Source organism: Eubacterium sp. AF34-35BH (genome assembly GCF_003477765.1).
In the GTDB taxonomy this organism is placed as follows: domain Bacteria; phylum Bacillota; class Clostridia; order Lachnospirales; family Lachnospiraceae; genus Eubacterium_G.
Genome location: NZ_QUDZ01000008.1, coordinates 61,656 through 73,224 on the forward strand (window position 1 = coordinate 61,656; position 11,569 = coordinate 73,224).

An 11,569-nucleotide genomic window follows, 5' to 3' on the forward strand; every position below is an offset into this window, starting at 1 on the left:
AATTCTAGATTTAGCAGATAGAAATTATATAGCTAAAATATATAGAATACCGATAGTTTTCCTAGGCGCATATTAAATATGTGCTAAAGAGAATTATCGGTATTTTTTGGAATAATAATTTAATTCGAAATTTCTTAGTATATGAATGAGGTCCCGCTATGTATGCACATTTTATTACATATAGCGAAATTTTCTAAGCTCATCCTGAAGCTTGCCGGCATATTCAGCAAGCTCATTATACTGTTTCACTATATTTTCCTGAGTTTCTTTCAAATTTTGAATTGCGTTTTCTTTTTCTGACAAAAGATTTTGCACATCAATTAAGCAGTTGCTTTTTTCTGATATAACTGATTTTAAATAATTAATGTTTTCAGTTAAAGTATTGATTTTTTCTTTGTCCTTATGAGAAGTGTCGGTACTTACTAATTTTTCCTCAGGACTTAAGTAGTAATAACTGTCATTTAGAACAATACCTATTTTTTTATTAGCCTTAAAAACATCGAAGCCCTTGTTGGTGGAAACATTACGTTTTATGAGACAACTTTTTTTAGGACAACTTGATAATATATAATAAATTTCATACTTATTATTACTTTTATTGTGATTACAGTAGAAAATATAAAGCTCGTTTTGGCACATTAAAGGTGAAATATTTACTATTTCCATTTGATGTGAAGAGTCCCCTAGGGGGATAGACAAAAATTCCGTAAATCTGTCCCTGTTTAAAACCGCAAGTTTCATTTTATTATCTGTAGAAATATAATACACATATTGCTTATTACAGGAAAAAACGTCAAAATCTCTTCCAACATCATTAAATAAAAGTCCTCTTGGAATAATTTTCCCTCTTGCCGCAGTATACATATAAACTTTTTCGTTTTCTATGTACAAAATAATTGGTTGTCCGTTTTCAAATGCTAAAATTTTATACAATGAATTACTCCTTTTTTGAAATATTAGTATGGTTAAAGGTTAGTACACAGATGTAATTAAAATACAGGTGAATCCCGTTATTGTATATATATTTATTAGCTTTGTTTTTTAGAACAATAAAAAATGAAACGCATAAAATATATAGAGAAAGACTAAAAAAGGAGATAAACATGGAAAAAGAAAAATGTTGTTGTGAGCACAAATGTGGATGCCGCAGAGATGTTTGTAATGATGCTATTTGTGGAATGCCTGAATTTCTATCAATATACGCACCGGTTGTGTATGATGAAGTGGGAGTGAATGTTTGTAGGGAAGTAACTGTTCCGGCAGATGTATTAGCTAATTTCCCAACTACAGAATGTGTTTCCGTTGATGTAATAAATATTGACTTAGCAGACACAGATGATGCAGTATCTACAATAGATGACTCATTGAGACCAAATTGTTTCAAAATTACCTTAACTAATATTTCAGTTACTTTAAAAATCAAATTATACGACAAGTGCCATAAATATTTAGGTTCAACTACAATTACAGTAAATTATTTACCAGGTAGCACAACAAGTACGGATTACGATTATTATAGCGAAAAAACAAATCCTTCAAATGTAACCTTTGAGTTGTTTGCACCTTACGGTGTTGGCATAAACGAGGGTGGAGATTATTATTTCAACATTGTTGGTATGTATGAGGATAATAATACTGTAGTAAATGGAGTAAACTTAAGCGGAACAGCTAAAGCTATGAACTTTGATGAAGTGACAGGTGTATTTTCAGCAGGACTTTCTTTATTTGTCAGAACTCTATACTACGAAGTATATGAAATCCCCTATATTGGCAAGTCAAAACCTGTAAAGGTAAATTTAAGAGACAATTCAGAAAACGCATGCATTAAATTCGTTGAAAGTGGACTTTTGTCAAAAGAAATAAAACCATTAGAACTTGCACCACCAAAATGTGAGGGCAGACTAAAGAAAGAAAAAGAGAAATGCTGTTATAATGACTGTAAATTACAAATCAAGAATCCATGTGATGAAAAAAGACCAAAAAAAGATTTTGTAGATGAAGAAGACGAAAAAGATTAAGAAAATAGTTATTTTTTTAACAAATTACTACAAATTCCAAAAAAATAATTTAAAAATACACTGTATTATGGTAAAGTAATATAAGATTAAAGTTGCATCGGAAGATGCAGCCGGTCTTAAGGACATTAGGAGGTAGATATATGTTTTCATTTGATGAAGTAAAAAATGCAGATGCGGAAATTTATGCTGCAATGGCAGACGAAATGGGAAGACAGCGTTCTCATCTTGAACTTATTGCATCTGAGAATTTAGTAAGTAAAGGCGTTATGGCTGCTATGGGTAGTCATCTTACAAATAAGTATGCAGAAGGATATCCTGGAAAAAGATATTATGGTGGATGTGAATATGTAGACGTTGTAGAACAGTTAGCAATTGACAGAGCAAAGGAATTGTTTGGATGTACATACGCAAATGTTCAGCCACATTCAGGAGCACAGGCAAACTTAGCTGTATTTTTTGCTTTAGTTAAACCGGGAGATACAGTAATGGGAATGAGTCTTGATGCAGGTGGACATTTAACACATGGTTCAAAGGTTAATATTTCAGGAACATATTTTAACATTGTATCTTATGGTGTAAATGAAGACGGTTATATAGATTATGATCAGGTAAGAAAAATAGCTGTTGAAAACAAGCCAAAATTAATTGTAGCAGGTGCAAGTGCTTATGCAAGAAAGATTGACTTTAAGAAGTTTAGAGAAATTGCTGACGAAGTTGGTGCATATCTTATGGTAGATATGGCACATATCGCAGGTCTTGTAGCAGGTGGACAGCATATGAGTCCAATTCCATACGCACATGTTACAACAACTACAACACATAAAACATTAAGAGGACCTAGAGGTGGTCTTATTCTTTCAAGTGAAGAATTTGCCTTAGAACACAAATTAAACAAAGCAGTATTCCCTGGAATTCAGGGTGGTCCATTAATGCATGTTATAGCAGGAAAGGCTGTATGTTTTAAAGAAGCATTATCAGATGATTTTAAGGCATACGCAAAGAACATTGTGGATAACGCACAGGCTTTAGCAAAAGGACTTACAGACAGAGGATTTGATCTTGTATCAGGTGGTACAGATAATCATCTTATGTTAGTAGATTTAAGAAGCAAAAATATAACAGGTAAAGAATTTGAAATTGCACTTGATGCAGCAAATATTACATGTAACAAAAATGCAATTCCAAATGATCCACAGAAACCTGGTATTACAAGCGGTGTAAGAATTGGTACACCTGCCGTAACAACAAGAGGATTAAACACAGAAGACATGGATGTTATTGCTGAATGCATGGCAATGATAGCAGAAGATCCACAGGGTAATTGTGAAGCTGTAAAAGCAAAAGTAAAGGGATTAACAGACAAATATCCTTTATATGAATAAAAAGTCTGGTCAAAACCTAAGAAGGTAAAAATCAAATAAATTGTGAAAAGGAAACTGTGAAGAAATTCTTTGCAGTTTCTTTTGTGTATAGATATTAATTAGTTGGAAATAATTAACTATATGAAGAAAAATATATTTTATAATTTTTTAAAATGTGGAATTATTGGTTGGTGCATGGAAGTTGTTTTCACATCGATTCATAGCTTCAGAAAAAAAGATTACCGACTAATGGGGCATACATCTATATGGATGTTTCCAATTTATGGCATGGCATCAATAATTAAGCCCATCAGTTTTGAATTGAAAAAACATCATGTAAAAAGAACCGAGCGTGGGCTACTGTATACACTCGGGATATTTAGTGCAGAATTTATAAGTGGCTGTATGTTAAAAAAAGCGTTTAAGTGTCCTTGGGATTATAGCAAGTGTAAATATAATATTAAAGGAGTAATTAGACTTGATTATGCACCAATATGGTTTATAGTTGGTCTATTTTATGAAAATGTATTAAATAAAGAGTCAAAAAATAAGAGATAGTAAAACTAAGTTAACTATCTCTTAAATATTTTAAATTGAAGTATTTGTAAAATTTACTTATAAAAATCAACAATCTTGTCAATTCTAGCTGTCATATTAGTAAATAGCATATCCACTAAAGTAACAGCAACCATGGATTCTACAACGACTACAGCTCTAGGTACAATAATAGGATCATGACGACCTTTTATGTTGATGCTTATGTTTTCACCGGCTTTGTTAATTGTATCCTGACTTCTTGCAATAGAAGGGGTAGGTTTAACTGCTGCGCGTAAAACAATTTGTGAACCATCGCTCATACCACCAAGAATACCACCTGCATGGTTTGAAGTTTTTTCTATAGTGTCATTTTCAATTTTAAAACCATCATTATCTGTTGAACCTGTTAGTTCTGTAACTTTAAAACCGTCACCGAACTCAATACCTTTAATGGCACCAATTGACATAACAGCTTTTGCAAGATTTGCATCTAATTTGTCAAATACAGTTTCTCCAACACCTGCAGGCATGCCATCAACTAAACATTCAATTATGCCACCAACAGAATCCATTTCTTTCATTTTTTCTTTTAATAATTCGGCAGCTTTTGTTGCGGCATCATTATCAGGCATGTACATTGGATTATTTGGAATTTCATCTTTTTTGAATTTACTATAGTCAATTTCCACATTACCAATAGATTTTGAATATGTTGTAATTTCGATGCCAAGAGATTCAAGAATCTTTGATGCAATAGCTCCGGCAGCTACTCGACCGATAGTTTCTCTTCCTGAAGAACGGCCACCGCCTCTGTAATCTCTAAAACCATATTTTTCGTCAAAAGTAAAATCCGCATGCCCTGGTCTGTAGTATGAAGCAATGTCAGTATAGTCCGCTGAATGATGATCTTTGTTTTTTACAACCATGGAAACAGGGGTACCGGTAGTTTTTCCGTCAAATACTCCTGATAAAATTTCAACCTTGTCATCTTCATTACGCTGTGTAGTGAATTTTGACTGACCCGGTTTTCTTCTATTTAAAAACTTCTGAATATCCTCTTCACATAAATTAATACCTGCAGGGCATCCATCTACAACAACCCCCAAAGCTTTGCCATGAGATTCGCCCCAGGTACTGATTTTAAATATATTTCCATATGTTGAACCAGCCATAATAGCCTCCCTTTTGTTAAATTCTTGTCCAATTATAACAAGGAAATAAAATAATATCAAATTAATATAAGTAAAATAATAAAATATATTCTTGCTTTAAATTGTCATAAATAATATAATTAATAAAGTTTGTAAAAAAATGAGGTTAATTATGTTTAAAGTATTAGCAAAAGATGGCAATGCCAAAAGAGGAGAATTTACAACAGTTCATGGCACTATTCAGACACCGGTGTTTATGAATGTTGGAACAGCGGCAGCTATTAAAGGAGCGGTAGCCGCAGAAGATTTATATCAGATAAAAACACAGGTTGAATTATCAAACACATATCATTTACATGTAAGACCGGGAGATTTGGTTGTAAAGAAAATGGGTGGAATTCATAAATTTATGAATTGGAACAAACCTATTCTTACAGATTCAGGTGGATTTCAGGTATTTTCACTTGCAGGTCTTAGAAGTATTAAAGAAGAAGGCGTACATTTTAGATCTCATATAGATGGCCGTAAGATTTTTATGGGACCTGAAGAGAGTATGCAGATTCAGTCAAACTTAGCATCAACAATAGCAATGGCCTTTGATGAATGTCCATCAAGTGTGGCATCAAGAGAATATATGCAGAATTCTGTTGACAGAACAACAAGATGGCTTAAAAGATGTAAAGTAGAAATGGACAGACTTAACACTTTAGAAGATACAATTAACAAAAATCAAATGTTATTTGGTATTAATCAGGGTGGAATCTACGATGATATTCGTATTGAACATGCTAAACAGATTTCAGAATTAGACTTGGACGGTTATGCAATTGGTGGACTTGCAGTAGGTGAAACGCATGAAGAAATGTATAGAATTATCGAAAGTGTTGAACCACATCTTCCAAAGGACAAGCCAATTTATTTAATGGGTGTTGGTACACCTTCAAATATTTTGGAAGCAGTGGAAAGAGGTGTAGATTTCTTTGACTGTGTATATCCTGCAAGAAACGGTCGTCATGGTCATGTTTACACAAATAAGGGTAAGTTAAATTTATTTAATGCAAAATATGAAACAGATCCATCACCTATTGAAGAAGGCTGTCAGTGTCCTGCATGTAAATATCACAGCAGAGCGTACATAAGACATTTGTTAAAGGCAAAAGAAATGCTTGGTATGCGTTTATGTGTATTGCATAATTTGTATTTTTATAATACAATGATGGAGGAAATCAGATATGCCATAGAGGCAGGAAATTTTGCAGAATATAAAGCAAAAAAACTGGAAGGTTTCAAAGAAAATGACAAAAAATAGATACATCTTTGTATCAAAAACATATTATGAGGAGGATTTATAATGAATTTATTAGCAGCAGCTAGTGCAGGCGAAAGCTGGGTTATCATAGTAGTATATGTAGTAATCATTATTGGATTTATGTATTTCTTAGCTATTAAGCCACAGAAGAAGCAGGAAAAGAAACAGAAGGCATTAATGGAAAGCGTAGAAATTGGAGATAGTATTCTTACAACAAGTGGTTTCTATGGAATGGTTATTGATGTAACTGAAGATACTGTTATTGTAGAATTTGGTGGAAACAAGAACTGCCGTATTCCAATGCAGAAGACAGCAATTGTTGATATTGAAAAAGCAAACGCTTAATAAACATTTTGTATAGATGTTGAGTATTTTAAAGACCTTTGGTGGTAGTGATGCCACTGAAGGTCTTTTCTATTTAAGAAAATAAGCTAAATTAATATAAATAATTGGAATAAATTGTAAACCTTGTGTATATAATGGATAAGGTGAGGGCATTACGGGAGATGCTTTCGCAAAAAGTTGGAAACAGGGGGAAGTATGAAAAAGAAAACTATTTCATTAGGACTTGTTGTGGTTATGATTATAACTACAGTATTGTCAGGGGTTGTATCGAAAGATAAAAATGTTTCTGCTGCGCAGGCTCCAAAAACACTTAAGATGCCTATAATAATTTATGATCATTTGTCAGATAATCTGTTATTTGAATATGATTTAAACAATCAGTTTTCAAATAACTTGAGTTTGGAAAATATTACAGAATTGTTAGAACAAGATGCAGGCAAGGGGCTGGTGGAAGATACTCTGGGTGAAAACGGAAGACCGGTTTATAAACAAAAGGTAGTCGAAAAAGTTGCAAGTCTTGTAAAAAGTTATATGGAGAATACTTATTATTCAAACGGAACGGATTTATACAAAAAAATATATACTCAAATAACTAAGAAACAAAACAAGAAAACAGTGGCAACCTTAGGGGACTACAACAGCACAAAGGCAAAGTTTGACAAAGGTGCAGGAGTGGATGATATCAAATCATGTATGGATTATGCATACTACAGACTTAACAATTTCTGGTGCGAAACAAATAATCAGGTATCAAAGAAAACCAATGCATATTCAACATTACAGCTTGACCTGATTAATAATCTTTACAGATTTAGCAATGATTACGAAATAAACTATGATCCTGAAAACAAATTAATATCTCAAAATTCTAATAATCTTTTAAGTCAGGAAGTTGGATTTTATCCATTAGACAAAAATGTTCTCAAAAATCACAGTGATTTAACTGCTCCATTTGGAACAGAAATGTACAATAAGTATGATAAGAAAAATCACAATTATCATTTCTCAATGAAAGCAAAATGTCAGTTTTTATATAAAAAATCAGATAATCTTAAATTTAAATTTAGTGGAGATGATGATGTGTACTTATTTATTGACAATAAGTTAGCCTTAGACATTGGTGGTGCACATTTAAAAAGGTCAGAAGTTCTAAATGTAAACGAGGTTGCTAAAAAACTAGGTTTAATAGATGGAGAAGTTTATTCTTTTGATTTCTTTTATATGGAAAGACATACAACAGACAGCAACATAATGATTGAAACTAATATGATTTTAGAACAGGCAGATGCAAAAACTGAAGTTGTATACAAAAATAACGGAAAAACATTAACGCAGTATGATAGTCTTAATGTTGGAGAAAATATAGACGTTGAATATATTCTTACAGCAGGTAACGATAAAATGGGGAACATGAAGTTTGTTGATGATACATTGGGAGTGACAATCGGAAAAGATACATTATCTCTTAATGGAAAGGATTTAAATGTTTCTGATAAAATCAAGGTGGAAGTAAAAGACAAAAACGGAAATGTTAAGGACAGCTTTTTTATTGATAAACAGGATTTAACTGATAATAAAAAAGTAAAAGAATTTCTAGATAAATTTAACGGTGTAAAGTTAAATAAGGAGGATAAAATTACCGTTTCGGGTATTTCAAAAAAAATAAATTATGATTCAGTTGCTCAGTCTAATTTAAATGTTGAAATTACTGCTGATTTGAAAAAATACACAGATAATGGAACCATTGAAGAAACACCAACTGACATACCGGTTACACCTTCTACAAATATTGTGATTCCAAGAAATGAAATAGCTGCAGATTTTGATTTAAAATTTGTAGACAGTAATGGAAAAGCATTTGAAGGAAACTTAAAACGTGGCACAAAAGTTTTTGAAGAATATAATGTAACTGCAAAATCAGACAACATGAAAGACATGACTATTGTAGATAAAAACGGATTTAAAATCACAAAGGAAGGTTTAATTATACCTGAAGGATATTTTGTTGAGGACAGTTTAACATTTTCTTTGGTAGACAAAAACAATAAAGAAATAGATAAAGTTTCAATTTCAAAAGCTGATTTGAAAAATGGAAATGCATCAGCTGTTTTTGAAAAACTTTATGGAAATAATCAGTGGATTATGAATAATGGGGATTCAATTGTAATTTCAGGTATGTATAAGGAAATGGATAATAGTGGAGTTGAGGCAGATGCAACGGCAACTTTAAGTGGTCCGATTCCAAACTACGATAAAAACAATAACAAACTTAGTGTGGAATGGAAAAAGGTAACTTTAAAAGACAGAGACCAGCTCTCTCCGTTAAAATTGCTTAATGTTAAATTCATTGCTGACAAACATGGTATCGTTAGGGGAGATGTGAATCAGGAAGTTGAATATGAAAGTAGTGTATCATCAGTTCCTACGCCAATTTCTGATAAAGGCTATGAATTCTTAGGCTGGGAGAAAACAGTTTCACAAGGCGTGTCTATATCTGAAAATCCTTCCAGTGAAATTATTTTGGAGGATACACTTTTTACAGCAAAATTTGGTCCTTTATCATACAACTATATTGTAAAATATGTTGATGAAGAAGGAAATCCGTTGTTGCCTGAAAAGCATGCTGATAAAAAGAAATACGGTGAGCCTGTAGTAGAAATGGCAGAAGAAATAGAAGGTTATGCTGTAGACAGTAATAAGAAAGAAATTACTATTGATGTTGAAAACAATGAAATAGTATTTGTTTATAAGAAAAAAATCTATAATGTAAAATTTACAACAGATGGCAATGGAGTTATTGATGGCAAAAAAGACTATAAAGTTAAATACGATGAAACAGTAGAGAAAACTCCAAATGAAATCGCAAATGAAGGTTATACTTTTAACGGCTGGACTAAAAAAACAAAAAATGAAGAAATAGCAGTTGAGGATCCTTCAAAGGAACACATTAAGGAGGACACAGTTTTTATAGCACATTATGTAATTAATGAATATGACTATACAGTCAGATATGTAGATGAAAATGGAAACTCATTAATTAATGATGTTACAAAAAAGGCAAAATACAAAACAGATGTTACAGAAGAACCTGTAGAAATTGAAGGTTACGAAAAATCTGACAAAGCAAAAACAATTAAAATTAAGACTAAAGATAATTTGATTATATTTGTATACAAACAAAAAGAAATAGAAACACCACCTGAGACAACAACAGAGGAACCAACAACGGAACAGCCAACAACAGAAGAAACTATAACGGAAGAGGCTACAACAGAAGAGCCAACAACGGAAGAACAGACGACAGAAAATGCAGATGAAGAAACTACAAGTGAAAATAAGATTACTAAATATGTGGATTATCAGATAAAGAAAAATAATTACACTTCAGATGGAAATGGATATAAGGCACCTTCAAGTTATGTATCTACAAGTACAATATCTCCAAAGACAGGATATGAATCAACATGGAAAGGAATTGTTGCAGGAATAGCTATGTCTGCTGTTGCAGGGGCTGCAGGAGTATTTGGAGTGATTAAGAAAAAGAAATATAATTAAATATAATGTTTAAAATAACTGTCACAGTAATCGTAAAAATTATTGTGACAGTTTTCTTATGTTAAATATAATCAAGAAATACATTATATATGTATGGTTGAAATATGACGGATTTTAAGGTATAATTTTACGAGTTAATATGGCACGGTATATCTTTAATAGCATATTAATTTAAACTAGATAGAAAGAAGGAATTACAATGAATTTTAACGTTGCAGTTATTCCCGGTGACGGAATTGGCCCTGAAATCGTAGCAGAGGCAAGAAAAGTGCTTGACGTCGTCGGTAATAAATTTGGACACAGCTTTAACTACACAGAAGTGGACATGGGCGGTATTTCCATTGATAAACATGGCGTTCCACTTACTGATGAGGCACTTGAAACAGCAAAGTCAAATGATGCTGTGTTATTAGGAGCCGTAGGAGGTGTAGTTGGTAAAGACAGTTGGTATGAATTACCACCTAATCTTAGACCGGAAGCTGGACTTCTTGCAATTAGAAAAGGATTAAATCTTTTTGCAAATCTCAGACCTGCATATCTTTACAAGGAGTTAAAGGATGCATGTCCACTTAAAGAATCAGTGGCAGATGCTGGATTTGACATGATTATTGTAAGAGAGTTAACAGGTGGCCTTTACTTTGGAGAAAGAAAGACAGAGGAAGTTAACGGAGTCCTTACAGCAACAGATACATTAACATATAATGAAAACGAAATTAGAAGAATTGCAATTAAGGCATTTGAAATAGCAATGAAGAGACGTAAGAGCGTAATCAGCGTTGACAAGTCAAATGTTTTAGACAGTTCAAGATTATGGGACAAGGTTGTAAATGAAGTAGCAAAGGATTATCCTGAAGTTACTCTTACACATATGCTTGTTGATAATTGCGCAATGCAGCTTGTAAAAGATCCTGCACAGTTTGACGTTGTAGTAACTGAAAATATGTTTGGTGATATTTTATCAGATGAAGCAAGTATGGTAACAGGTTCAATTGGTATGCTTTCATCAGCATCTCTTAGAGAAGATAAGTTTGGTATGTATGAACCAAGTCATGGTGCAGCTCCTGATATTGCAGGACAGAATAAGGCAAATCCAATTGCTACAATTTTATCAGCAGCCATGATGCTTAGATATTCATTTGATTTAGATAAAGAGGCTGATGCTGTAGAAGCAGCAGTTCAGAAGGTTCTAGAGGATAACATTCGTACAATTGATATTATGTCAGAAGGAATGACATTAGTTGGTTGTAAGGAAATGGGTGATGAAATAGCAAAACGTATATAATACATATTTAT

General features: G+C 32.6%; 9 protein-coding genes. 7 read left to right on the forward strand and 2 right to left on the reverse strand.

The window, feature by feature from the left end; all coding sequences use genetic code 11:
* Positions 1-174 precede the first annotated feature (174 nt).
* Positions 175-933 carry a hypothetical protein gene (locus DWZ69_RS09765; RefSeq protein ID WP_117999030.1) on the reverse strand — a complete coding sequence of 253 codons (759 nt, stop codon included), beginning with the start codon at positions 931-933 and terminating at the stop codon, positions 175-177.
* A 170-nt stretch (positions 934-1,103) separates the two neighbouring features.
* On the opposite strand from DWZ69_RS09765, the gene DWZ69_RS09770 reads away from it, so the two are divergent.
* The 3 genes from DWZ69_RS09770 to DWZ69_RS09780 all read left to right on the forward strand — a co-directional run bounded on the left by DWZ69_RS09770 (position 1,104) and on the right by DWZ69_RS09780 (position 3,937).
* Positions 1,104-2,018: a hypothetical protein gene (locus DWZ69_RS09770; RefSeq protein WP_117999029.1), complete on the forward strand. Its 915-nt coding sequence runs from the start codon at positions 1,104-1,106 to the stop codon at positions 2,016-2,018.
* A gap of 140 nt (positions 2,019-2,158) precedes the next feature.
* The gene (gene glyA / locus DWZ69_RS09775; RefSeq protein WP_022165010.1) at positions 2,159-3,400 is read left to right on the forward strand and encodes a serine hydroxymethyltransferase; all 1,242 of its coding nucleotides are present in this window, start codon (positions 2,159-2,161) and stop codon (positions 3,398-3,400) included.
* Between the two features lie 120 nt (positions 3,401-3,520).
* A complete protein-coding gene (locus DWZ69_RS09780) occupies positions 3,521-3,937 on the forward strand; it encodes a hypothetical protein (protein ID WP_117999028.1) in 417 nt (138 codons plus the stop codon).
* Between the two features lie 53 nt (positions 3,938-3,990).
* On the opposite strand, the gene aroC is transcribed toward DWZ69_RS09780, so the two are convergent.
* Positions 3,991-5,088 carry a chorismate synthase gene (aroC, locus tag DWZ69_RS09785; RefSeq protein WP_117999027.1) on the reverse strand — a complete coding sequence of 366 codons (1,098 nt, stop codon included), beginning with the start codon at positions 5,086-5,088 and terminating at the stop codon, positions 3,991-3,993.
* Positions 5,089-5,239: 151 nt separating this feature from the next.
* Here aroC and tgt point away from each other — a divergent pair, with 151 nt between their 5' ends.
* The 4 genes from tgt to leuB all read left to right on the forward strand — a co-directional run bounded on the left by tgt (position 5,240) and on the right by leuB (position 11,558).
* Positions 5,240-6,376, forward strand: a complete 1,137-nt coding sequence (tgt, locus tag DWZ69_RS09790; protein WP_117999026.1) for a tRNA guanosine(34) transglycosylase Tgt — start codon at positions 5,240-5,242, stop codon at positions 6,374-6,376.
* Between the two features lie 42 nt (positions 6,377-6,418).
* Positions 6,419-6,721, forward strand: a complete 303-nt coding sequence (yajC, locus tag DWZ69_RS09795; RefSeq protein ID WP_117999025.1) for a preprotein translocase subunit YajC — start codon at positions 6,419-6,421, stop codon at positions 6,719-6,721.
* Positions 6,722-6,916: 195 nt separating this feature from the next.
* Complete coding sequence (locus tag DWZ69_RS09800; protein ID WP_117999024.1) at positions 6,917-10,276, forward strand: fibro-slime domain-containing protein; 3,360 nt, start codon at positions 6,917-6,919, stop codon at positions 10,274-10,276.
* A gap of 199 nt (positions 10,277-10,475) precedes the next feature.
* Positions 10,476-11,558, forward strand: coding sequence for a 3-isopropylmalate dehydrogenase (leuB, locus tag DWZ69_RS09805; RefSeq protein WP_022165005.1), 1,083 nt, complete (start codon positions 10,476-10,478; stop codon positions 11,556-11,558).
* The last annotated feature ends 11 nt before the right edge of the window (positions 11,559-11,569 follow it).

Excerpts from the sequence above, each read along its gene's own strand:
- DWZ69_RS09770 (WP_117999029.1), top strand. The coding sequence starts at position 1,104 with ATGGAAAAAGAAAAATGTTGTTGTGAGCACAAATGTGGATGCCGCAGA.
- glyA (WP_022165010.1), top strand. The coding sequence starts at position 2,159 with ATGTTTTCATTTGATGAAGTAAAAAATGCAGATGCGGAAATTTATGCT.
- DWZ69_RS09780 (WP_117999028.1), top strand. The coding sequence starts at position 3,521 with ATGAAGAAAAATATATTTTATAATTTTTTAAAATGTGGAATTATTGGT.
- aroC (WP_117999027.1), bottom strand. The coding sequence starts at position 5,088 with ATGGCTGGTTCAACATATGGAAATATATTTAAAATCAGTACCTGGGGC.
- tgt (WP_117999026.1), top strand. The coding sequence starts at position 5,240 with ATGTTTAAAGTATTAGCAAAAGATGGCAATGCCAAAAGAGGAGAATTT.
- yajC (WP_117999025.1), top strand. The coding sequence starts at position 6,419 with ATGAATTTATTAGCAGCAGCTAGTGCAGGCGAAAGCTGGGTTATCATA.
- DWZ69_RS09800 (WP_117999024.1), top strand. The coding sequence starts at position 6,917 with ATGAAAAAGAAAACTATTTCATTAGGACTTGTTGTGGTTATGATTATA.
- leuB (WP_022165005.1), top strand. The coding sequence starts at position 10,476 with ATGAATTTTAACGTTGCAGTTATTCCCGGTGACGGAATTGGCCCTGAA.